Genomic DNA, 22465 nt, shown 5'->3' on the forward strand with positions numbered 1-22465 from the left:
CACACTTTCGTCCCTGTGTCGTACGGGTCAATGGGGCCACAGGCCGACGGCCGACGCATGCGGGACCGCCATCCCCGACACGCCGAAGGGCGGACCTGTGAACAGGGCCCACCCTTCGGATGTCCGGTCAGCGGACGAAAGAGATCTCCGGGTACTTGTTGTCGGGTCCGTCGAGCAGGGAGCTGTGCCGGTGGCGCAGCTCCTGGTCGAAGAAGGCCGCGAGATATGCGCGCTGGACCGCGATCGCGCGGTTCGGGTCGATCGTGCCGTACTGCTGCTGGAGCTGGGCCTGGGAGAGCCCGAGCAGGCCCGCCTCCTGCGGCACCATCCACTCGTTGTCGCTGAACGACAGGTGCGCCGCGCCATGGAGCTGGACGTCGACCCGGTAACCCTTGAGATGCGACCACAGTGTGCGCCACGACCCGTCGTTGTTGCGGTTGTGGGTGCCGGAGCTGAAGAGCATGAAGGGGCGGTCCAGGTCCTTGCTCGGCGCCGTCCCGAAGAACTGGCCGTCCAGGTTGGCACCGGCGGCGATTCGGTGGTCGAGCTGCATGGCGGTGTCGACCGCAGCGCCGCCCAGCGACCAGCCGAACATCCCGATGCGGGACGTGTCCACCGACTTCGACAGCCCGGAGGGGAGGGTGGCGTGGCCGGCGTCCGGGTTGCCGCCCCTGCTGATCGTGCCGAGCTGGTTGATGACGAACCGGATGTCGGCCGCGCGCACCTTGAGCGTGTCGGAGGAGTGGCTGCCCGCCGGCATCGTGTTGACCTCGAGCCGGTTGCCCGGGAACTGCACCTCGTTGGCGTCGTGGGTGTGGTCGACGGTGACGACGAGGTAGCCGCGGCTGGCGAGATCCTGGGCGAGCGCGGTGCCCATGGCGCGGTCGGAGTGCAGCCCGGTCGAGTACAGCAGGACGGGCAGCTTGCCGAGCTTGGTGTTCACCGGGGCGAGGACATGGCCCGCGGTCCTCGGCAGGGTCACCTGCTGCGGCGACAGCCCGCGGGAGGCGAGGAAGTGGGCGCCGGAGATCGACGACATCCACGGCGCCTGATAGTGCCCGGACGTGGCGGTGGCCGGATACCAGAGCGACACCATCAGCTCGCGAGGCTTGCTGCCGGGCACGTACGGGTCCGTACGGGACTTGTCGACGAGGTGCAGGCCGACCATGCCCACGCTGTACTGCCCGGTCGGCGCGGGCATGTTGAGCTGGAGACCGGACGGGGCCGTGCGGCCGGACGCGAGGGCGTCGGGACGGACGGGCTTGTGGTGCAGTGGCGCCTCGTCGTTCTCGGGCGCCCAGGGCTTGTTCCCGTCGGGCTGGTCGGCCTGGGTGGGCTGGTCGGGCGAGAACCCGGTGGCCGCAGGCTTGGCGGACGTCTTCCCGGCGGCCATCGCCGGCGTTATCCCCACACCCAGGGCAACGGCCAGCGCACCCGCCGAACCGACCGCTCTGGCTATCGCTCTGCGACGGTGGCGTGGGCGGCGGTGTTTCATGAAACCCCCTTGTTGGTCAGCGATCACAGAACGGGCGATCGACTGCCGCACACCGTACCGCCGCAGAGGCCGACGGACCCGCGCACCCGGGATGCCCTCGTAGTGACTTCACGCACCGGATGCCGAGCGCGTTCACGGCCCGATGATCCGCCGGCACTTCATGGCCCCGGCCGCGCCCCTGTGGTGCGGCTGGAGTGCACGTGCCATGTCGAGGCGCTCGGCGGCAGCGAAGGTGGAAATGGCGCGACGTCGTTACTTACGGAGCCGCCGCAAAACGCGGCACCCCAAGGGCCGGTGAGATGACTTACGGATACCCGCCGGATTGTTACTCGGCCTTGGTGTGACTCGCAGTCGCGAAGCAGTGACCGGCAACCGGGGTTGCATATCCATGCAGCCACCAGAGGGGATCCGTGCAGTCACCAGAGGGGAAGGGTGCCAGGTCACGGGTGGTCGTGGCGAGATACTCGACTCAAGATCGCCGACGTCGAGGCGCCCCCTCCCCACTTTCAACGCCAAAGCGTTGCTCTTGCACACGCGCTGACCGAGCTGAGGCACGGGCTTGGCGCGGCCGGGTCGCCATGGGGCGACGACGAGCAGGGCGAAAAGTTCCACAAGGCGTACGGCTCGCACGTCAAGCAGATCGAGCACGCCACGCAGATCCCGGCCGAAGGCCTGACCGGTATCCAACGAGGTACCGCGGCCGAGCGCGTCGAGGCGGCCCCGGGCGCTCGTGCGGAGCGCTGTGGGCGCGGCCCGGACGGGCCACACCGGTTGTCGCCGGGCAGCCCCGCGGCGACAACCGGGCGCAGCGGGCCGCGCCCGTCTCGTGCGGCACGCGGCTCGTGGCCGAACCGTGGGCCCCTACGGGACGCGGATGTGCGTGTCCGGCCCGCTCACGGGCCGGGTGCCACATCCTCGGCTCTCCAACCCAAAAAACGGCGCATGACCTGCCGTCGCCCCGGAAAGCGTCACCAACCGAGGGCGTCCTCGTCGGATCGCGTTTCTCGGGCCGGCATGACCGGGCGCGCGTCGTGGCAGGTGAAGCCGAGGCGGGTCAGCGCCCGGCGCATCTCACCGGTCGTGAAGTCCCGGCGGTTCAGCCCGGTGATCCCTTCCCCTACCTGCATCACGGGGTAGACGCGGCGGTCGATGGTCACGGACACGCCGGTGACAGGTTCGGGCGTGATGCCGCTCATCGACTGCTCGACCTCGCACTTGGTCAGGTCGAAGGGGAAACGGGCGATGACACAGCGCATGGATGCCTCCACAGGGGGCGGGGAAGAACACCGGAGAGGCCGACCGCGCGACAGCGGTCGGACGGCGGTCAGGACGTGAGAGCGAGGATGCCCAGGGCGTAGCCGTGCTCGTCGATCACGGGGGATATGTGCAGGGCCCGGACCCGCATGGCGGCTTCCGCCTCGCTGAGTGCGGCCTTGGACGAGGTGAACGGTCCGCGGTCGAACGGGAGGTCCCGCAGCCGCGTCCGGTCGCTGTACCACGAGCCGCCGCGGTGTGCGGCGAGCTGGGCCCGGGTGACCAGTCCCGTGCACCGGCCGTCCTCGTCCTGGAGGAGCAGGTGCGGGACACGGGCACCGATGAGCACGGAGAGAGCCACGTCGACGGCCATGTGGTCGTCCACCTGCGGTCCGGGAGCGTGCATGGCGTCGCGGGCGGTCAGACCGGTGCCGTCGGCGTGCCGTGTTCGGGGCGGAATCGGCGTCAAGGGCTTCTCCTCTTCGTCGGAGCGTGCAGGACGGGCGACGTCTGGTGCCGACCGCTGGGAGCGCATACCCGTGCTGCCGCTATGGGGTGTTCCGCTTGGCGGACCGACGGACTCGGGCGGCGGCCGGGGCGCTTTCGCCACGGCCGGCAGCCCGGCCCCGGCGGCCCCGGCCGGCGGGGCCCTTGCCCCCGCGTCGTTCGGCGACCGGCGCGGTGAGGGTGACGGGCACGCCGGAGGGGGTCCGGGCGCCGGTTATGCGATGCAGTTCGGCCTCGCCCGGACGGATCCGCGCGGTACGCGCAGTGATGCAGGCGTCGGCCATCAGACGGTCCACCGCGCGACGCTGGTGCGGCAGGACGAGGGTGACGACGGTGCCGGACTCGCCGGCGCGGGCGGTACGGCCGCCGCGGTGCAGGTAATCCTTGTGGTCGCTCGGAGGGTCGACGTTCACGACGAGGTCGAGGCTGTCGACGTGGATTCCGCGGGCGGCGACGTTGGTGGCCACCAGGACCGTGACGTGGCCGTCCTTGAACTGGGCGAGCGTCCGGTTGCGCTGCGGCTGGGACTTGCCGCCGTGCAGGGCCGAGGCGCGCACACCCACGGACAGCAGGTGCTCGGTCAGCCGGTCCACCGCGTGCTTGGTGTCCAGGAACATGAGCACACGTCCGTCGCGGGCGGCGATCTCGCTCACGGCGCTGTCCTTGTCGGCGTCCCGCACGTGCAGCAGATGGTGCTCCATGGTGGTGACGGCTCCCGCGGACGGGTCGACCGAGTGCACCACGGGATCGTGGAGGTAGCGGCGCACCAGGAGGTCGATGTTGCGGTCCAGAGTGGCCGAGAACAGCAACCGCTGGCCGCAGGAGGGTACTTGGTCGAGCAGTGCGGTCACCTGCGGCATGAAGCCCATGTCGGCCATCTGGTCGGCCTCGTCCAGGACGGTGACGGCGACCTGGTCCAGCCGGCAGGCTCCCCTCTCGATGATGTCCTTGAGCCGGCCGGGCGTGGCGACGACGACTTCGGCTCCGCCGCGCAGGGCGCTCGCCTGACGGCCGATCGACATGCCGCCCACCACGGTGGCGAGCCGCAGCCGAAGGGCGCGGGCGTACGGGGCCAGCGCGTCGGTGACCTGCTGGGCCAGTTCCCGGGTGGGTACGAGGACGAGGGCGAGCGGATGTCGGGGCTGGGCCCGCTGCCCGTCCAGGCGGGCCAGTACCGGCAGACCGAAGGCGAGCGTCTTGCCCGAGCCAGTACGACCCCGGCCCAGGACGTCCCGGCCCGCCAGCGCGTTCGGCAGTGTGGCCGCCTGGATCGGGAAGGGAACGGTCACGCCCTCGGCGCGGAGCGCGGCCAGCAGCCGTGCGGGCATGTCCAGTTCGGCGAACGTCTCGACCGCCGGCATGGGCTCGGTGAGGGTCACCGGCAGGGCGAACTCCTGTCGGCGTGCGGTGGAGCGTGCTCCCTGGCCGCTCCCCCGCCCGGCGGCCGTGCGGGGGCCTTGCCGGCTCGTCTCCTGCGTATGGAAGCGGGCGTCGCGAGCGGAGCCTGTCGAACGCGTGGGACTTCCGTCCGTGCGGAAGCGGACGGAACTGCCGCCGGTGCGACGGGTGCGGTTCATGGGGGAACCTTCCTCGATGCGGCGTATCGAGGAATTCCGTCCAGCGGCGGGCGGCCGCGCAGGATTCACAAGAATGAGCCGAAGGCAAATGCAAAAAGCCGGGTGAAGCAATGGGCTGGGGCCCGCACCCCAAGAGCGCGGGCCCCAGCCACATGATGCGCGAGCCGGTGGCTCGCGATGGTTCGCGTCAGTGTCAGGCGGGAACGATGTTCTCGGCCTGCGGGCCCTTCTGGCCCTGCGTGACGTCGAAAGTAACCTTCTGGCCTTCCTGAAGCTCGCGGAAGCCGGCGGTGGCGATGTTCGAGTAGTGGGCGAACACGTCAGCGCCGCCGCCCTCCTGCTCGATGAAGCCGAATCCCTTTTCCGCGTTGAACCACTTCACGGTGCCAGATGCCATGTTGAATCTCCCTTGAGGGGCAGTACCGGACTCCGCACTTCGCGGAGCCGAGTCGCCGCGATGATCACCCCTCCGGAAAGATCCGGAAAGCTCTGCAAAGAAAAAATCTCTGGCAATCAAAAGCGCAACCGGTATCACACTAACACGGGTCGAGTGGAAACGGCCGTGCGTTTCCGTGTTCGTCCGGTAATCCTCATTCCGCCGGAATCTATATTTCTGTACTGGCGATACTAGGTATCCGCATTGTGTCCGTCCAGCTTGCGGAGCATTTCCCGGTTCAGACGGAGGGCGTCGTCGAGCTGGTTCTCAAGAGAGATGATGCGGCACGCTGCCTCGATGGGGGTGCCTTGGTCGACCAGCTCACGGGCGCGGGCGGCGATGCGCAACTGGCGGCGGGAGTACCTGCGGTGACCGCCTTCCGAACGCAGAGGAGTCACCAGCCCGGCTTCGCCGACGGCCCGGAGGAAGGCGGGGGTGGTGCCGAGAACGTCGGCGGCCCGCCCCATGGTGTAGGCGGGATAGTCGTCGTCGTCGAGGTTACCGGCGGCAGGGGCGTTCTCAGCGGGCATAGCACCTTCGTTTTCGGGGACGCGGCGAGGGGCCCGGGCGCGCGTGGCACCCGTGCATCGAAGGATTCAGCGCCATCTGCCTCGTGCGACAACCCTAACTCCGGCAGGCACGAAGATGTGGACTCGCCGTGACAGATCTCCTTTCGCGCACAGCCCGACGAGCCGCAGTTCGCCGCCGGCCGGCGAGGAGGCGCCGCCGGGCGCGTACTGGCCGGCGGTGGACTGCGGGCTCGGCACACGGCGCGTCCGGACGCATCCCGTATCGAGGCAGGGCCCCGGGTCGCTCGAGTGTCGCGACCCGTGGATCGCACGACGTGTGCCTGCGTGTGCCGCCGGACAGGTCGAACCCGCGCACTCAGCTCGCGAAGTGGCCCTGCTCCGGTGTCAGCCCGACTGCGGACATGAGCGATTCGGCGGCCTGCTCCGACGCCTCCGGTGGTACGACCAGCAGATCCCGGCGCCCATGGCCGGGGGCCATCAGGACGATGGTGCTCGGCGCGTGCGCCGTGGTGGTCCTGCGCAGCCGGACGACCTCGTTGCAGACGAGCATGCGGCCCGGTGCCCCGGTCCACGCCGTGCCGTTCACCAGGACACTGACGATCTGGCCCCAGGCACGGGGCAGACCGGAGAGCAGTGGCGGCAGTTCCGCCAGGAGATCGAAGGTGCGCGGCCACCAGGCCCCGTCGATACGGCGTGGCACGGCGCTCTCGGGCGCGAGGTACAGACGGAGGAGGGGCGGGGCCGGCGGCGGTGGCCGTAGTCGCTCGCTCATGAGGTGTCCTGTCGAGTGGTTCGGCGCGGGACGTCGTCCTCGGCCGGACGGTGCGCCTCGGCGGCGAGGAGTGCGCTCGCGGTGAGACGGAGGGCGGGGTCGGAGGCTGCGACGTCCGGGTGGCTCCGGCCGGCACCGGGACGGGGCCGGAGGAGTCCTCGGACGAGTGCCGCCCCGGGCTCGGGTCCGTCGGTGTCGGCCGTTCGTCCCTCCCAGGCGTCCTGTGCGGTCGCGTAGGCGGGGAACCGGTCGAGAAGGCCGGTGTGGCGGAAGACCAGGTCGGTCGTGTGGTTGTCGTGGACGATGCGCATCCAGCCGCCCCGGGCGCAGCAGTCGGACCACGCCTCGCACAGGGGCGTCAGGATGCTGCAGTCGGTGAAGGTCACCTCGCTCAGGTCCACGATCAGGAGGAGCCGTCCGGGCCGGGCCGCGCGGGCCTCGGCCAGGGCGCGGGCCAGTGGCGCCAGGGTCTGGGCGTCCAGTTCGCCGCGTGCGCGGACGATGCGGCACTCCTCGAAGAGCGCGGGTGCTTCGCCATGAGTGGTCAGCGGTACGCGCGAGGATGGTGGTTGAGGCCGGCCGGTCGTCCCTGCCGTGGGCTCCCAAGGAGCCGCCTGCCTCATTCCGCCTCCCCGGTCGTGTCCACCGGGCGACCCGTTTCGGCGAGCGCCAGCATCCGCGCGGCGGTCAGCGGGTTCTCGGGGTCGGAGGCGGCGGCCAGCAGCCGGGCGGCTGTTCCGGCGGGCTCCTCGGGCGGGACGACCAGGAGCACCCAGCGTCCCACGGTGCCGCAGTCCAGGGTGATGACGTGCGTGTCGCTTCCGGGGCCGGCCGGCTCCACGGCGATCACCCGGCCGGGCGCCATCACCGTGTGCGGGGCGTCGGGCCATTCGTCGGCGTCCACGGTGACCCGTATCGCGGCCTCCGGGTCCGGTTCCAACGAGCCGATGAGGGAGGGGAGTTCGAGTTCCAGCGCGTCGCAGCGAGGCCACCAGGCCCCGTCCAGCGGACCGTGGCTGGCGTCCGGGGTGAGGGTCAGGCGGGGCATGGGCATGCGGTACGTGTGGGCGTCGGCACCGGGTGCACCCTCGGCCGGCGTTCTGGGTTCCATCGTGCGATCCCATTCCGGGAGCCGTGGGACGACTGCCCGTTTGGTCACTCGCCGGGAACGGCACCGCCGGTCGCGCTGCGCGAAAAGCCCTCGGTACGATCAGACTACTCCTGGTCGACGAGGAGCGGGTGGGTCAGTCGTCCGGCTGTGCCTTCTCTGTCCTGTCGCGATCCTCCTGTTCCTCCTGTTCCTCCTCCAACTCCTCCATCAGGCAGATGCCCTCATGCGTCAGCGAGACGGCGGCTGGGGTCCGGTGCGAGGTCCAGTCCACGTTGATCAGGCCCTCGTCGGCCAGGTAGACGCAGGCGGCGGAGAGGTCCTCGTCGGGCAGACCCAGCTCGGCGCGCAGCGCCGATCCGTTGACCTCGGGGCGATTGAGTTCGGCAGCCCCGTACAGGGATCGCAGGACCGCCTTCCGGTTGTTCTTGCGTTCGCGGAGTTTCGTCATGGCTGTCGTTCTCCGAGGTGACGGCCGCGCGGGGACGGACACGACGGCTGGTCCTCGCGGCTGAACGGACCCCCGGGTCACACCTCATCGGTGTGTGTCCGGTCCTGATCCGTTGATTCGCTGGTCGCGAGCCAGGAACGTGCGGGTTCCGCGGCGTGCGCGGTGTCGAGGGTGAGATGGAGCCGGGTCCCTCCTTCGCAGCCGGCGGGGTAGCTGCGCTGCTCGGTCGAGGCGAAGCAGCGCCGGAGCACTTCGGCGACGCGACGGGCGACCTCCGGCGTCGCGGCGACGACGCGGACCTCGGCGTGGCCCTCGGGGGGCAAGGGCTCGTGCTCCATACGGACCTCCTGGCGGCGACGGGTACGAACCACGAATCCGGCCCCCCGACACACCGGGTGAGGTGCGGGGGCTGCGACGCGTTTCCACGGCGGCCCTCCTTTGAAGGGTATGCCGGGTAAAGGTGGCCGCGCGTGCCATGGCCGAACGGCGGTCCGGCTGACTGCAGGTCGCCCGAGCCCGGTGGCCGTGCGAGCCGGCCCGGGCCGGAAAGCGGCGTCCGATCCCGGAAGGCCGGTGCCGTTGTCGGCGCCGGCTGACGCGGTCGTCGGCGACCGCCGGGCCGCCGGGGCGGGCCCGGCCGGGAGTACGGTGGAGAGACCGAGGGCACGCCGCGCACCGCCTCAGACGCCGGTGCCGTTCTCGGGGATCGATGACGCCGGGTCGGCTTTGGCGCGCGCCCGGGGCAGGGTTGGTCATGACCACGCAGGTGTTCCTCCCGACGACCTTGGCCCTCCCGGCGCTCCGGCCCGCACGGGGCAGGCCGCGCACCCGCGTGCCGGGCCCGCCGAAGGCGGGGCGCAGGTCCTCGCCCCAGGTGGCAGAACGCGTCCGTCCCCTGACGCGTGGTCAGGTCGCGGACCGTCTGCAGGAGCTGGGCGACCTGTACGCGGAGACCTCCGGTGGCGACCCATGGGCGTGGAACCAGGCGCGTGCCGCCTTCCTGGGCCATCTCGCGGCCGACGCACGACGACCGGGGTTCTCGCTGCTGATCGCGGAGACCACCGCCCTGGCCGGATACGCCTACGGCTTCCCCGTGGGCGGCGCAGGTCCGTGGTGGGCGGGCTTCGACGGACACGTTCTGGGGAGTCTGCTCCGCCGCGCCGCCTCCGGTCGGCTCTTCGTCGTCTCCGGAATCGTCGTCCCGCCTCGCGTGCGCCGGGAGTACCAGGACCATGTCTGGAACCTCGCCCGGCGCCTGCAGCGGCGATTGCTCGCCGACCACGGCGCTGCGCTCGGCCTCGCGCTGGTGGACGCCCGGGACGACAGGACGATTGAGACCATGCGGTCCTGGGGCTGGCGGTACGCCAAAGACGGCGCCCTCCCGGCTGTGCCGCCCGGTCCGTTCCGCGTTCTGGTGCTGGCTCCGGGGACGTGAGCAGCCACCCCGTCATGGAACACCCCTCGGCCCCGGTCGGGGCAGGCGCAGGGCGAGGAGGGCGATGTCGTCGGTGCTGCCGGGCGGCATCCGGGCCGTCAGCTGGTCGCACAGGGTGTCCAGCGGTTCGTGGGCGTGGGCGAGGGCACGGCGGCGCAGTCGGCCGAACCCGGTGTCCAGGTCGCTGCCGGGAACCTCGATCAGGCCGTCGGTGTAGAGCAGGAGGGTGGACCCGGGCGGCAGGGCGTGGTCGGCGCTCGGTCGGTGAGCGTCGGCGCCCAGGTGGGTTCCGAGGATGAGTCCCTGCCCGGCTTCGAGGTACTGCGCGTTTCCGTCGGGGGTCAGCAGCAGGGGCGGCGGGTGCCCGGCACTGGTCCAGCGCAGCGTCCAGGGGCCGGTGTCCGGGCCCTCCACCCGGGCGAGGACGAGGGTGGCCATCGGCACGGTCGTGATGGCGTGCATGGCGTCGTCGAGGCGGTCCACGACGGCACCGGTCGGCCCGGTGTGGTCCCAGGCGAGGGAGCGCAGGATGCCGTGCAACTGTGCCATCCCGGCCGCGGCGGTCAGATCGTGGCCCACGACGTCGCCGATGACCAGGGCGAGCGTGCCGTCCCTCAGTGGGAACGCGTCGTACCAGTCACCGCCGACCTGGGAGCCGGCCGGAGCGGGCTGGTACCGGGCGGCCAGCTGGAACCGGCCGTGCTCGGGCAGCGGGGGCAGGAGGTTGCGCTGCATGGCCTCGGCGACCGCGCGCTGCCGGCCGAACCGGCGGGCGTTGTCGATGACGAGGCCGACCCGGCGGCCGATGTCGCTCACCACGTCCACATCGCCGGTGTCGAAGGGACGTGCCGGGTCGGTGCGCACCAGTGTCAGGGCACCGGTGACCTGCCCTCTGCTGCCCAGCGGCACCGTGATGACGGATGCCGCGCCCGTTGCTGCGAGGAAGGCGCTGTCGACGGCGGCCAGGGGGGAGTCGGGCGGTGCGTCCATGTCCGCCCGGTCCTGCAGGACGGGATCGCCTCCGTTCAGTACCTGGACCAGGGGCGAGTGAGCCGCCTCCCCGGCCGGGGGCAGATGACCGCGCCAGTCCTCCTGTCCGGCGTCACGGCCCCCGGGGCCGGTCACCGCCACCCGGTGCACCTGGCGGGAGCCGACCCGCAGGTCCACCGCCGCCCAGTCGGCAAGGCGGGGAACCAGAAGCCGGCTCAACCGGGCGAGGGCCTCGTCCACCTCCAGGGTCTGACCGAGCACGTCGGTGATCTCCGCGACGAGTGTCAACCGCTCGGCGAGACTCTCCAGAGCGCTCGCATGGGCGGCTCGTTCCGCCCGTTCCGCCCGTTCCACCTGCTCTGCGCGTTCCGCGTGTTCCCTGCGGGCACGTCGGTCCGCCGCGGTCTCGACGATCAGTACGACCATGCCCCGGTAGACGCCGGAGACGCCGTCCGTCAGAGGCGTGGCCGACCAGGAGATCGGGATCAGCCGTCCGTCACCGCGCAGGCACCTGTCGTCGTCCCCGCGTGCCGAACGTCCCTCGGCCAGTGCCCGCAGCAGCGGACACTGCTCTCGCGGGATGAGGGCACCTCCCGGGTCCCGATGGCACAGGTCATGCAGGTCCTTCCCGTGCATCACCGCTGCGGCGCGCCCCACCAGCCGCTCGGCGGCCGGATTGACCGCGACGATCCGCCCGGCCGGGTCGATCACTGCAACGGCCGTGCCCAGCTGCTCGACCACCTGTCGCCACAAACCTGGCTCCGCCGCCGACAGCCGCCGCTCCCGCTCTCCGTCGGGCCTCACGCCGTCCACCACGCCGCCGCCCTTCCCTGCACAGACCGCCCTGCCACCGTGGCCCCGGCCGCCGGGGCCACGGAGACGTCCGTGCCCCGATGGTCCCTCTGCGAGTACCCGGCCGCACGGTCGACACGACGGCGCGCCTCCACGACACCGCTGTACGGCTTGCCGTCGCCGCGGGCAGGACATGGCTGTGGACCGACCACCAGTCCTCGGGCCGCACGCGCCGAGGAGTGGCTGTGACCAGTCGCCCCCGAGCCAGGAAAGTAGCTGGTCATGCGCACATTTTCGGGCTCGGGAGCGGAGTAGGCTGAACGTACCGGGAGTTTTTCGCACGCCGGCTTCTACGCGGGTGTCGTTCCCGGTGATCGACAACGCCGGGCTGTCGCAGACGAGCCCGGGGGCAGGTCCGCGCCATGAACGTGACCATCGGCCGTACGACACCGAGTGAGCGCGCACCCTCGCCGCCGGCCCGCTTCTCGCTGACACTGGCGCGCCCGGTTCCGGGCCGGTTGGAAGGCGCCGGCGGCCGGGAAGAGGCAGACAGTGTCGATGCCCGGTGCCGGGAAGAAGTGTGGGAGACCGATGGCGGGGCGTCTCGGCCGTCGACCCTGCCGTGGCGCATCGGCCTGCCAGGGCGACCGTCCGCCCTCCGGCCAGGAGATGTGAAAGAGCCATGACTCTTGGCGCCGTGGCTGTGTTGCTCGTCGTGATCGCCATCGGAGTCGTTCTGATCCACCGGCTCAATGCCCAGCACGACGAACGGATCGCTGCCTTCCACTACGGCGATGCCCTGCCGGGGATCGGCCGTCGGCCCCGGAGGCACCGCCGGGTGGCGGTGGCGATTGTTCCGACCCGCCCCACCACGACAGCGACCGCCGATGACATCGACTTCGGCACGACTGGGGACGGTGAAGGACGGCGCGTCATGGCGACACTGCGCGAGCGGAAGACGTACCGCGAGAAGATCATGCGGGCTGTGTACGAAGCTGCCGAGGGCAATCGGCTCCTGGGCGTCGACGGGATGGAGCTCCGCAACGACCTCGGTATCCCTGAGCAGGATCTGGCCGCCGCCTGTACGTATCTGGCGGGCGAAGGCTGGGTCGTCGTCGACTGGGCGAGGGGCAACACGCCCGCGATGATCACGCTGACGCACCAGGGGATCCGACGGATGGAGACAGCAGAGGAAGAACGTGGCTGAGCCGCGTCCACCGAGGCAGTGCGGCCGCCGAGGGCGTGCAACCGGCATACGAAGGACGGGCGGACACCATGACCGACTCCGACATCCCCGGCACTCCCCGGTTCCTGCCGGACACCGTCCACCAGCCGGTGAGACCCGGGACGGCCCTGCTGAGGCTGGAGACGACACACGCACGCGAGGGAATCCTGGACGGTGCCTGGTGGCCGCGGTCCCGGGACATCGGTGCCGAGCTTCCCTCGCTGATCACCGCGTTGACCGAACACCTCGGACCTGTCACCCGCGTCGGACTCGACGCCGGCACCTGGGACGAACTGCCGACACGGCTGACGGTCGACGGTCGGGTCGTGCACATCGACTCCTTCCCGATCGGTGACGACACCGTCCTCATCACCCGCGGAGACCGGGACCATTTCTCCCTGCTGGTGGTCCCACCGGACACGGAGCCCGACGCGGCACGCGCCGCGATGGCCAGGGCCGTTCGGGCCGACAACGTCACCGAGGCCGAACAGATCCTCATCGACATGGCCATCGACGTCGGCAGCGTCATGCCGTCTCCGCCGGCCTGACACCTCCGGTGCAGACGGGATCCCCGCGAGCCAGGACGCTAGATGCGGGCGAACTTCTCGGTCTGGTGAGCGAACTCCTGGGCCATGGCGCTGCTGACCGTGGGCTGGGTGTCGCGGATGGTGCCCAGGTAGTCGTCGGTGGTGGGGTGGGTGCGGGTTCCGGTGTCGAAGGTGCGCTCGAACTGGGTCTGGGAGACGGTTCGTGCCACGTGGGCGATGTCGGCCGGGGTGAACCCCTCGCTGGCGGACGCCAGTGCCGCGCTGTCGGCTTCGGCGTCCGCTCGAGCCAGGTAGCTCTCCCACAGTGCCGTCCTGGCGCTGTGGTCGGGTGGGCCAATGGGCAGTACATAGTCGAAGCGGCCGTGCCGAAGGAACGCGGAGTCGAGCGTGGTCACGTTGTTCGTGGCACAGACGAGCAGCCGCCCGTCCTGGCCCCGGAACCGGACGATCGCCTTGAGCAGCTCGTTGACGACGCCGACCGCGGTCGCGTCCGCACCGCTGCGTGTCCCGGCGACCTCCTCGACCTCGTCGATGAAGACAAGCACGTGGTCGAGCTGGGCGATCTCGTCGAAGCGACGGCTCAGGCCGCTCGCCAGGCCGTACTCGGCGGCCAGACGTGCGGGGAACAGTTCGAGGAAGGGCCATCCCAGGCGGCTGGCGATCGCGTGTGCGAACGTGCTCTTGCCGGTTCCGGGCGGGCCGAACAGCATGACCGCCCGTGGCAGTTCCACTCCGTGCCGGGCGGCCAGTTCGGGATGGGCCAGGGGCAGGACGAGACGGCGTTCGATGAGGTGTTTCTCCCTTTGCATGCCCGCGACCTTCTGCCACAGTCCCCCGGGCGGCAGCTCCGCTCCGAGCGAGGACAGCACCCCGGCCGACTGTGAGGTCACCGGTCCGCGTTTCGAGAAGAGGACCAGGCCCGAGCGGGCGCCGAAGCCGCAGTTGTGCAGAGCGGCGGCACCTGTCTCGCCCTCGGGCAGACCCGCGTACACCGCTCGGACGCCGTCGGCGAAGAGCCGCTGCTCCAGGGCTGTGATCAGGGCACTGCCGAGCCCCCGCTGCCGCCAGGCAGGGGCCATGCAGATGCGCAGGATCCATGCCCGGTCACCCTCCACTCTGCTCACCGCGGCGCCGACCACCACGTCGTCGGCCGTGGCCACCACCGCCGGATGGAGGGCCTGGAGGGCCGCCACGGCGTCCGAGAGCGGGAAGAGCGGCGGCTCCTCGGTCGTCCCGCTCTCCGCATCGACGCGGATCACCGCTTCGAGATCGTCCGGGGAGTAGTCCCTGACACGCCAACCCGTCATGATCAGCTCCGCGTGTTCGGCCGTACTCCCATCATCAGCCGACGCACGGAGTACGCGCACGACCGCCGCGATCGTCGCCCGGCTCACCGGCGCGCACTCGCCTGCGATCCTTGGCGACATCGATGCAGACCGCTTCGATGTGACCGGCGAGCTGCTGGAGTTGGCGGGCAGGATGCAGCTGCCGATCGCCGCCGTCAACACAGTCAAGGTGCTCATCGACGAGACCAGTCCGTACTTCCTCGACCTCTACGCGGGGGCGGGCAGCAGGCCCGAGGTCCGCGAGACGGTGGAGAACAGCGACTGTCTGCCAGCGATCGGCGTACGGCGGGTGGACACGACGTCCCTCCCGCCACCCCCTCCTCGGCACCTTGCTACGAGGCTTCACCGAAGCCGGCCGTACCCGGCGCTGGCTGGACCACACACCGCACCGTGGCCGGCTCCCCGACACCGACCGTCCGAAACTCACGGTTCGCTGGGCACCCGGTCGCCAACGCCGGCGCACCGGCGCCCGTCCCACGGCTCCCGGCGCCGCGCGCTCTCAGCCTGGGAAGGACGGCGCTTGGATGGCGGCACAGCTTCTGACCTGTGGGTACGCCGCCGGGGGTGCCGTTTGAAGGGCTGGTTTCGCGCTGCTGGCAGCGCAGGCGGTCCGAGGGATGATCCGCACGGTGCGCGGCGATTCGCCTCGGCCGGTCAGGTGGGCCCGTCCGGGCTCCGGGAGAAGGCAGTGTCGCCGGCCATCGCCACGATCGCGTCCTTGACGAGCAGCACTCGCGGCGGGTAGTCCTGCGCTTTGTCCCCGGGGGCGTCCAGTGCGGAGGTGCGCCAGACCTGCGCTCCGGTGCGACTGTCCAAAGCCAGCAGACGGCCGAAACGGTTGGAGAAATAGACCCGCCCGTACGTCGCTGACACCGCGGGCGCGGACAGACTCTCCACGTCCGTCACCTTCTGCCACAGTTGTCTGCCGCTGTCCGCCGACACCGCGGTGACCGACCCGTCGGACCGGACGAAGTAGACGACGCCGTCCACCAGGGTGGCCGCGCCGGTCAGCGGACGTGCCAGCGGTATCCGTTCGACCTTCCCGGTCTCCGAGGCCACCCGCAGCAGCGCGTTGTACGGCCGTTCGTAGCCGGCTTCGTACACGTCCTTCGCGGTCTGCGGGGCGAGGAACAGGGGTTGCCCGCCGACAGTGCCGAGCGCTTCCGCCTTCTTGGGCAGTCTGGCGGTTCCGCTCAGGCTGCCGGGTCCGAGCTTCATCAGCTCGACCGGGGCCTGGCCGGGCTCGATGCCCTGCGAGCACAGGGCATGGGGGACGCCTCCCAGCACCGACGGAGTGCAGTACTCGTCCAGCGAGGGCGCCCGCCACAGTTCCTTGCCGGAAGGCCCGTAGGCCACGAACGACGAGTGGTCGGGAGACAGGGTCAGCAGCCCGCCGTCGTACAGGACCGCGTCCTCGGACTTGTTGATGTCGCGTTGCCACCGCCGGTGCCCGGTAGTGGCGTCGAGGGCCACCACGCGCCTGGTCCTGTCGTCCGGATCCTCGTACACATAGACCAGCCCGTCGCGAACGCCGATCGGCTGTGCCCCCTGAGGGCGGGTGCCGGTCCGCCACAGGGTGCGGCCGGAGGCCGCGTCGATCCTGGCGACCGTGAAGCCCGTACCGCCGCAGAACAGGGCGCTTCCCTCCGCCACGCATCCGGAGCTGCCGTAGTCGAGGGGGACACCCTTCACGTCGTGCCGCAGCTCCGTGCGCCACGGCCGCCAGCCGTCGGGCAGTGACGCGGCACGGGCGGTGGCGGTGGTCTTGGAGGCGGCGGTGGTGTCCGCATCGGACACGAAGACACCCACCCCGACGCACAGCCCCGTGACGGCCAGCGCCGCGCCGAGGCCGGTGAGCAGCATCCGTGCTCGGCGGCGCTTGCCGGTGCCGGTCGCGGCACCCGCGGAGCTGGTGGGCGCGCTCCGGGAAGTGGGGCGGCGCCGGGGTTTCGCGGACTGCCCGGTCTTCGGGGACGCTGTGACGTCGGACTCCGGCAGCGCCTGGAGCATGCGGTGTATGTCCGTCAGTTCCGGCCGTGCGGCCGGGTCCTTGTCCAGGCAGCGCTCGACAATGCCCAGGAGCGCTTCGGGTACCCCGCCGAGGTCCGGGGTCCCGTGCACCACCTGATAGCCGGTTATGTACGGGCTGTCGGCGTCGAACGGTCCCGTGCCGACGGCCGCGAACACCAGCAGTGACCCCAGCGAGAACACGTCCGAGGCCGGGGTGACGTCTCGGGGAGCGGCCAGTTGTTCCGGCGACATGAAGGGCGGAGTGCCGATCATCCGCCCCGTCGTGGTGAGGCTCTGGTTGTCGGCAGCGCGCGATATGCCGAAGTCGATGACGCGCGGCCCGTCCTCGGTCATCAGGACGTTGCGCGGTTTGAGGTCCCGGTGCACCAGGCCCGCCCGGTGGATGTCGCGCAGCGCCTCGGTGAGCCCCAGCCCCAGCGCGCGCAGTTCCCGCTGGCTCAGCGGGCCGTCCTTCTCCACGACTTCGGCAAGGTTGAGCCCCGGCACGTAGAGCGTCGCCATCCACGGCCGGTCGGCGTCCGGGTCGGCGTCCACGACAGGCGCGGTGAAGGCACCGCTCACTCTGCGCGCTGCCGCGATCTCCTGCCGGAAGCGCGTCCGGAACTCCTCTTCCTGGGCATACGGCCCGCGTACGAGCTTGACCGCGACCTGCCGTCCCGAGGCGGAGACTCCCAGATAGACGACTCCCATGCCGCCCGCCCCGAGCCGTCCGAGAAGGGTGTACCCGCCTATGGACTCCGGGTCCCCGGTGCTCAGGGGCGTCATCGCCGATCGTCCTTCCCAGCGCCTGCCTGCCTCACGGGGATCAGATTAGGGCCTGCCGCCCCGGAAACGGAGCCGCACATATCGCGCGTCGGTGTCCCTGTGCCCCTGACCGTGCGATGGGTCATCCGTCCGGACGAGGGCTCAACTCCGGGTCAGCCAAGCCGATGTCGATGCCGATGCCGAAGTGCGTCGAGGTGTTCGTGTGTGCCCGTTTCGCCGGAGCCGGCGGTCTCGGCAGGGTGCCCCCACGGTCCTCCATTCCATTCGGCATCCCAGGAAGGCCGCGTTTCTGCAGTTCAGAGCTGGTGCGAGTATTCCAGCATCCCGGAACTCCCGAAGGTCATGGCGGATGGAACGCCGTATGGCACAGGCTCGGGTCGTCCGAGCACGGCGCCTCACCGGGCATGGCGATCGTCCTCGTTCAACCCCGCGTTCACGGCACGCACTTCCGGCGCGCCCACGCACACCACACGTAGCACGACCAAGACAAGACCGACCGGCACGGCCCACAACCAGAAGATCACCTTCCGGATATTCGGAGAAAGCAGCTCACTCATGCGTATCGCCACTCGTTCCGTCTCCCGCGCGGCCGCCTCCTCCATGGTCGTCGCCGCCGCCCTCGCGCTCGTCGGCTTCCAGGCCACCGAGCAGACCGCCTCGGCCGCCACCGAGAAGGCCACCTCGGTCGTCACCTGCACCGCGGCGAACACCAAGCTGACGGTCACCGAGGTGTCCCGCCCGATCAACCACCTGTTGCTCAAGGCGACCAACACCGGCACCAAGCCCTGCTACGCCTACATCGCCCCCTTCCTGAGGGCCGGCGCCGACGCCCAGGCCCCCCTGGCGTGGGCCGAGGAGACCACGCCGCAGGCCGTGGTGACACTCGAGCACGGGCAGTCCGCGTACGCGGGCATCACGACGTCCACCCCCGAAGGCGAAGGCGGAGCCAGGGAGAAGACCCTGGGCGTGATCTTCACCGACAGGAAGGGCAACGCGACCGACAAGGAGACGACCCTGAAGCTGCCGAACGGCGGTGTCTTCTTCAACAGCGCTGCCACCGTCACCTACTGGCAGGACAACGCCGAGGACGCCCTCTCCTGGTAGCCGCCCTGGCGCTCACAGCCGGTCCACACCGCCGACGACGGCGGTGACACGGCGGGCGACCCCCGACTTGGACCGGACAACAAGGAAACCCCAGGCCGCCGACCTGGGGTTTCTCTCTGGAGCGGGTGACGAGAATCGAACTCGCGCTCTCAGCTTGGGAAGCTGATGTTCTACCATTAAACTACACCCGCGTAATACGGACAAATGGACTCCGGGGGAGTTGATGTCCGAACGCTCGCTCACTGTACCTCATCGCCGACCCCCCGTGTGTGGACCACGAGAGCCGGGTCGGGTGGGGACGGGGGGATCCCCGTGCGGGGCAGTGGAGTTGGGGCGTACCGTGGAGGGATGGGAGAGGGTCCGGGCGGGGCCGGAGAGCCTCCTGGAGAGTCGTCTCTTTGATCCCGTAATGTGGCTTTTGTCGTCAGGGCAGTAAGCCGGACGCGGCTCTTGGGGAAGGGACTTGAGGGATTTGATGCAACGCACCGTCGTTCGCTGTGCGGACGGGCACGTCTTCAGCACCGCTTCGTTCCCGATGCAGCAGGCCGAGCGGCTCGGCCCCGGCCGGCTGGTGAGGTGTCCCCGGTGTGCCCGGCTCCGCAGTGTGGTGCCGGTCACCCTGGAGAAGCGGTAGCGGGCGGGACGGTCGACCGCACCGGCGGGACCGGACCAGGAAGATCGAAAGGCGCGCGGGTCGTCACGATTGTCACGGCTCCGCGCGCCTTGCGTATCCTCGGGTCGTGCTTCTCTCAGACAAGGACATCCGGGCCGAGATCGACGCCGGGCGGGTACGGATCGATCCCTACGACGAAACCATGGTGCAGCCGTCGAGCATCGACGTCCGGCTGGACCGGTACTTCCGGGTGTTCGAGAACCACCGGTACCCGCACATCGACCCCTCGATCGAGCAGGCCGACCTGACCAGGCTGGTCGAGCCCGAGGGGGACGAGCCGTTCATCCTGCACCCCGGTGAGTTCGTGCTGGCCAGCACCTACGAGGTCATCTCCCTTCCTGACGATCTCGCCTCGCGGCTGGAGGGCAAGAGCTCGCTCGGGCGGCTCGGGCTCGTCACGCACTCCACCGCCGGGTTCATCGACCCGGGGTTCAGCGGTCACGTGACCCTTGAGCTGTCCAACCTCGCCACACTGCCGATCAAGCTCTGGCCGGGGATGAAGATCGGCCAGCTGTGCATGTTCCGGCTCAGCTCGCCCGCCGAGTTCCCGTACGGCAGCGAGCGCTACGGCTCCCGGTACCAGGGGCAGCGCGGGCCGACCGCGTCGCGGTCCTTCCAGAACTTCCATCGGACCCAGGTGTGAGAGTTACGACGACATGAGTGACGTACGGGAGAACCTGACCTACGAGCGGTTCGGCGCCGCCGTCCGTGAGCTGGCGCAGACCATCGCCGACGACGGCTACGAGCCCGACATCGTGCTGAGCATCGCGCGTGGGGGCGTGTTCGTCGCCGGTGGGCTCGCCTACGCCCTGGACTGCAAGAACATCCACCTGGTGAACGTCGAGTTCTACACGGGGGTCGGGACGACGCTGGAGATGCCCGTCATGCTCGCGCCCGTCCCCAACGCGATCGACTTCTCCGACAAGAAGGTGCTCATCACCGACGACGTCGCGGACACCGGCAAGACGCTCAAGCTGGTGCGCGACTTCTGCCTCGACACCGTCGCCGAGGTGCGCTCCGCCGTGATCTACGAGAAGTCCCACTCCCTCGTGAAGTGCGAGTACGTGTGGAAGCGGACCGATGAATGGATCAACTTCCCGTGGAGCGTCCTGCCTCCCGTGGTGAAGCGCGAGGGCCAGGTTCTCGACGCCTAGTCCGGCACGACAACAGGTGAGGGCCCCCGGCACTGCGCCAGGGGCCCTCACCTGTTGTCCGTGTCTCCTCCATGCCGTAAGTCCGGCACGCCGTTCACACCGTCGACAGATGCGCTGCAGGAGCCCTGCGCCTCGTGGCCGCATGCGTATGAGGCTCTGATCACTTCATCCGATGGGAACGGGGCCCGGCGTCTAGGGTCTCCTTCCGTGTGTCGAACGCGATCTGCGAACCGCGGACTGCCGGCGTCGACACGTACGAAGACGTGGACGGCCCGTTGGGGGAACGCGGTGGAGCACAGGACGCTGGGGCAGCGGTACGAGCTGGTGGAGCAGCTTGGACACGGTGGGATGGGCACGGTGTACCGGGCCGTCGACCACCGCCTGCGCCGTACCGTCGCGGTCAAGACGCTCTCCGCCGAGCTGGTGCAGCAGCCGCAGTTCCTCGCCCGGTTCCAGCGCGAGGCACACGCGGCCGCCGCGCTCAACCACCCCGGCGTGGCGACCGTGTACGACGTGGGCGAGGACGCGGTGGACGGTTTCGCCGTGCCGTACCTCGTCATGGAGTACGTCGAGGGTCGGACCCTCGCCCAGGCGGTGGGGGACGGACCGCTGTCGGCCGGGCAGGCGGTGGACGCGGCGGGGCAGGTGCTCGAGGCCCTGCGGCACAGCCACGGCCACGGCATAGTGCACCGGGACATCAAGCCGGCGAACGTCATGCTCACCCGGGCCGGGACGGCCAAGGTCCTCGACTTCGGCATCGCGAAGGCGCTCAGCGAGATGGCGACCCGACTGACCGGGACGGGCGTGGCAGTCGGTACGCCCGCCTATCTGGCGCCGGAGCAGATCGAAGGCCGCGACACGGACCACCGGACGGACCTGTACGCGGTGGGCTGCCTGCTGTACGAGCTGCTGACCGGCCGCCCTCCGTACACCGGGGAGTCGCCGTTCTCGGTGATGCACCAGCACTTGGTGCAGGAGCCCGTGCCGCCGTCGCGGCTGCGCCCGGGACTGCCGCCGGGCGTGGACGCGGTCGTGCTGCGGGCGCTGCGCAAGCGCCGGGAGGACCGGTTCTCCGACGCGGCGGAGATGAAGGCGGAACTGGACCGGGCCGCGCAGATACCCATGGCGCCCGCGATACCGACCCCGACCGCCGCGGATCCCCGTGCTCAGGCGGTCCAGCCCGAGCCGGTAGAGGCTCCGCGACAGGACCGGTCTGCGACGGGACGGGACCGGATCCGTTCCCTGGGCCGGGTGGTGTTCCAGCCCACGCCGGAAGGGATGGTCGCGCTCCTCGGCAGCACCCTCGCGGTGGTCGTGTCGCGGACCGAGATGATCGCCACCGAGCACTTCCCTCTGGTCGCGCTGCTCAGTGGCCTTGCGGGGTGTGTACTGCTGCTGTGGTCGGCGCGCCTGGCGTGTGCCGTGGCCTGGGCTCCGGTCGCGGAGGCCGTGGCGGTGTGGTCGGCGTTCTCCCGCGCCGAGACGGGCTGGGAGACGCGGTACGTCGTCATCGCCCTGCTGCTGGGGCTCGTCGCCGGGTTGTGTCTGACCGCCGGCTACCGGGACGAGCGCTCGGGCGGGTTCGCGCTGGTGGCGTTCTGGTTCACGGGGCTGACGTCGGTGTGGTACTTCCTCGACGACCTGCGCAAGATCGGCGTGTTCTACGTCCTGCTGCTCGGGGTCTGCCTCGCCCTCGGCGCCCAGACCCTGAAGACCCGTCTCGCCGAGTCCCGCAGCCCCGCCGTCTCGGCCCCGAAGCAGGCCGCCCGCTGAGCCGGTCCTGAAAAACAGAGTCCGAGCGTCACGCGTACATCAAGTGTCACTGGTACGGCGTAGAGGTGGGACTGGACAGTTGGGTGACCAGCACAGTGGAATGCGGCGCCTGGACCGGCTCCGGAGCCGCGGCTGGACAATCCTTTGCTTTCTCTGCCCAATCGGCCCCACCGGGTTCGTGTGCAACCCATTTGACCAGCATGGAGAAACCCTGATGAGTCCAGCAACGAAGCAGGTCGTGGCCGCGACGACCGTCGGGGTTCTGGCCCTGCTCGCTCTGATCTCTTTCTTCGCTCAACTGAACTCCTCGGGGAACTGCGCGAAGCTCTTCGGAGCGGCTGCCTTTGTCGCGGGGGCTGTCTTCTTTGCGCTCGGCTGGGTAAAGCGGAGGAATTAGTGTCCTTTCTCTCCCCAGCGGGTGGCTGATCACCGCCGACAGACTGACGAGAGCGGATGCAGAAGGGCCCCCGGCACTGCGCCGGGGGCCCTTCCTTCTGTT

At 70.2% G+C, this 22465-nt stretch carries 23 protein-coding genes and 1 tRNA gene; 8 read left to right on the forward strand and 16 right to left on the reverse strand.

Going from position 1 to position 22465, the window contains the following annotated elements; translation table 11 throughout:
- Nucleotides 1-127: 127 nt before the first annotated feature.
- The 11 genes from AB0H32_RS02505 to AB0H32_RS02555 all read right to left on the reverse strand — a co-directional run bounded on the left by AB0H32_RS02505 (nucleotide 128) and on the right by AB0H32_RS02555 (nucleotide 8468).
- Complete coding sequence (locus AB0H32_RS02505) at nucleotides 128-1393, reverse strand: hydrolase (protein WP_361112992.1); 1266 nt, start codon at nucleotides 1391-1393, stop codon at nucleotides 128-130.
- Between the two features lie 1070 nt (nucleotides 1394-2463).
- On the reverse strand, nucleotides 2464-2751 hold the full coding sequence (locus AB0H32_RS02510) for an SCO5918 family protein (RefSeq protein WP_361112995.1): 288 nt from the start codon (nucleotides 2749-2751) through the stop codon (nucleotides 2464-2466).
- A 68-nt stretch (nucleotides 2752-2819) separates the two neighbouring features.
- Nucleotides 2820-3155: a hypothetical protein gene (locus tag AB0H32_RS02515; RefSeq protein ID WP_361113176.1), complete on the reverse strand. Its 336-nt coding sequence runs from the start codon at nucleotides 3153-3155 to the stop codon at nucleotides 2820-2822.
- A 142-nt stretch (nucleotides 3156-3297) separates the two neighbouring features.
- Nucleotides 3298-4833 (reverse strand): DEAD/DEAH box helicase, encoded by a 1536-nt coding sequence (locus AB0H32_RS02520; protein ID WP_361112998.1) that lies wholly within the window; start codon nucleotides 4831-4833, stop codon nucleotides 3298-3300.
- Between the two features lie 193 nt (nucleotides 4834-5026).
- The gene (locus AB0H32_RS02525) at nucleotides 5027-5230 is read right to left on the reverse strand and encodes a cold-shock protein (protein WP_361113002.1); all 204 of its coding nucleotides are present in this window, start codon (nucleotides 5228-5230) and stop codon (nucleotides 5027-5029) included.
- 230 nt (nucleotides 5231-5460) lie between these two features.
- Entirely contained in the window at nucleotides 5461-5799 is a 339-nt protein-coding gene (locus AB0H32_RS02530; protein ID WP_361113005.1) for a MerR family transcriptional regulator, read from the reverse strand.
- A gap of 355 nt (nucleotides 5800-6154) precedes the next feature.
- On the reverse strand, nucleotides 6155-6571 hold the full coding sequence (locus AB0H32_RS02535) for a DUF5994 family protein (RefSeq protein ID WP_361113008.1): 417 nt from the start codon (nucleotides 6569-6571) through the stop codon (nucleotides 6155-6157).
- Nucleotides 6568-7194 (reverse strand): STAS domain-containing protein, encoded by a 627-nt coding sequence (locus AB0H32_RS02540; protein WP_361113011.1) that lies wholly within the window; start codon nucleotides 7192-7194, stop codon nucleotides 6568-6570. The genes AB0H32_RS02535 and AB0H32_RS02540 overlap by 4 nt, the downstream gene beginning before the upstream one ends.
- Nucleotides 7191-7682 carry a DUF5994 family protein gene (locus AB0H32_RS02545; protein ID WP_361113014.1) on the reverse strand — a complete coding sequence of 164 codons (492 nt, stop codon included), beginning with the start codon at nucleotides 7680-7682 and terminating at the stop codon, nucleotides 7191-7193. The genes AB0H32_RS02540 and AB0H32_RS02545 overlap by 4 nt, the downstream gene beginning before the upstream one ends.
- Nucleotides 7683-7815: 133 nt before the next feature.
- Nucleotides 7816-8130: a hypothetical protein gene (locus tag AB0H32_RS02550; RefSeq protein ID WP_361113017.1), complete on the reverse strand. Its 315-nt coding sequence runs from the start codon at nucleotides 8128-8130 to the stop codon at nucleotides 7816-7818.
- A gap of 77 nt (nucleotides 8131-8207) precedes the next feature.
- Nucleotides 8208-8468 (reverse strand): hypothetical protein, encoded by a 261-nt coding sequence (locus AB0H32_RS02555; RefSeq protein ID WP_361113020.1) that lies wholly within the window; start codon nucleotides 8466-8468, stop codon nucleotides 8208-8210.
- 416 nt (nucleotides 8469-8884) lie between these two features.
- Between AB0H32_RS02555 and AB0H32_RS02560 the strand changes: the two genes are divergently transcribed.
- The gene (locus AB0H32_RS02560) at nucleotides 8885-9565 is read left to right on the forward strand and encodes a hypothetical protein (protein WP_361113023.1); all 681 of its coding nucleotides are present in this window, start codon (nucleotides 8885-8887) and stop codon (nucleotides 9563-9565) included.
- Between the two features lie 12 nt (nucleotides 9566-9577).
- Here the strand turns inward: AB0H32_RS02560 and AB0H32_RS02565 are convergent, their stop codons facing one another.
- On the reverse strand, nucleotides 9578-11359 hold the full coding sequence (locus AB0H32_RS02565) for a SpoIIE family protein phosphatase (protein WP_361113025.1): 1782 nt from the start codon (nucleotides 11357-11359) through the stop codon (nucleotides 9578-9580).
- A gap of 922 nt (nucleotides 11360-12281) precedes the next feature.
- Here AB0H32_RS02565 and AB0H32_RS02570 point away from each other — a divergent pair.
- Both AB0H32_RS02570 and AB0H32_RS02575 read left to right on the forward strand, forming a co-directional pair.
- Nucleotides 12282-12554, forward strand: coding sequence for a hypothetical protein (locus AB0H32_RS02570; RefSeq protein ID WP_361113179.1), 273 nt, complete (start codon nucleotides 12282-12284; stop codon nucleotides 12552-12554).
- Between the two features lie 68 nt (nucleotides 12555-12622).
- Complete coding sequence (locus AB0H32_RS02575) at nucleotides 12623-13120, forward strand: DUF5994 family protein (protein ID WP_361113027.1); 498 nt, start codon at nucleotides 12623-12625, stop codon at nucleotides 13118-13120.
- 38 nt (nucleotides 13121-13158) lie between these two features.
- Here the strand turns inward: AB0H32_RS02575 and AB0H32_RS02580 are convergent, their stop codons facing one another.
- Nucleotides 13159-14427 (reverse strand): bifunctional GNAT family N-acetyltransferase/ATP-binding protein, encoded by a 1269-nt coding sequence (locus AB0H32_RS02580; RefSeq protein ID WP_361113029.1) that lies wholly within the window; start codon nucleotides 14425-14427, stop codon nucleotides 13159-13161.
- Between AB0H32_RS02580 and AB0H32_RS02585 the strand changes: the two genes are divergently transcribed.
- Complete coding sequence (locus AB0H32_RS02585) at nucleotides 14426-15211, forward strand: hypothetical protein (protein WP_361113031.1); 786 nt, start codon at nucleotides 14426-14428, stop codon at nucleotides 15209-15211. The two genes, AB0H32_RS02580 and AB0H32_RS02585, sit on opposite strands and share 2 nt — an antisense overlap.
- Here the strand turns inward: AB0H32_RS02585 and AB0H32_RS02590 are convergent.
- A complete protein-coding gene (locus tag AB0H32_RS02590) occupies nucleotides 15121-17262 on the reverse strand; it encodes a PQQ-binding-like beta-propeller repeat protein (RefSeq protein WP_361113034.1) in 2142 nt (713 codons plus the stop codon). The genes AB0H32_RS02585 and AB0H32_RS02590 overlap by 91 nt on opposite strands.
- A gap of 395 nt (nucleotides 17263-17657) precedes the next feature.
- Nucleotides 17658-17819 (reverse strand): hypothetical protein, encoded by a 162-nt coding sequence (locus AB0H32_RS02595; RefSeq protein WP_361113037.1) that lies wholly within the window; start codon nucleotides 17817-17819, stop codon nucleotides 17658-17660.
- Here AB0H32_RS02595 and AB0H32_RS02600 point away from each other — a divergent pair.
- Nucleotides 17818-18366: a DUF4232 domain-containing protein gene (locus AB0H32_RS02600; protein WP_361113040.1), complete on the forward strand. Its 549-nt coding sequence runs from the start codon at nucleotides 17818-17820 to the stop codon at nucleotides 18364-18366. The genes AB0H32_RS02595 and AB0H32_RS02600 overlap by 2 nt on opposite strands.
- A gap of 117 nt (nucleotides 18367-18483) precedes the next feature.
- On the opposite strand, the gene AB0H32_RS02605 is transcribed toward AB0H32_RS02600, so the two are convergent.
- Nucleotides 18484-18557 (reverse strand) — tRNA-Gly (locus AB0H32_RS02605).
- Nucleotides 18558-19106: 549 nt separating this feature from the next.
- Between AB0H32_RS02605 and dcd the strand changes: the two genes are divergently transcribed.
- The 3 genes from dcd (at nucleotide 19107) to AB0H32_RS02620 (ending at nucleotide 21966) form a co-directional block, all read left to right on the forward strand.
- Nucleotides 19107-19682 (forward strand): dCTP deaminase, encoded by a 576-nt coding sequence (dcd, locus tag AB0H32_RS02610; protein ID WP_067299435.1) that lies wholly within the window; start codon nucleotides 19107-19109, stop codon nucleotides 19680-19682.
- 13 nt (nucleotides 19683-19695) lie between these two features.
- Nucleotides 19696-20193 carry a phosphoribosyltransferase gene (locus AB0H32_RS02615; RefSeq protein ID WP_361113044.1) on the forward strand — a complete coding sequence of 166 codons (498 nt, stop codon included), beginning with the start codon at nucleotides 19696-19698 and terminating at the stop codon, nucleotides 20191-20193.
- A 288-nt stretch (nucleotides 20194-20481) separates the two neighbouring features.
- Nucleotides 20482-21966: a protein kinase gene (locus tag AB0H32_RS02620; protein ID WP_361113047.1), complete on the forward strand. Its 1485-nt coding sequence runs from the start codon at nucleotides 20482-20484 to the stop codon at nucleotides 21964-21966.
- Nucleotides 21967-22465: the final 499 nt, after the last annotated feature.

Origin of the sequence: Streptomyces sp. NPDC020362 (assembly GCF_040642095.1) — a bacterium.
Taxonomy (GTDB): domain Bacteria; phylum Actinomycetota; class Actinomycetes; order Streptomycetales; family Streptomycetaceae; genus Streptomyces.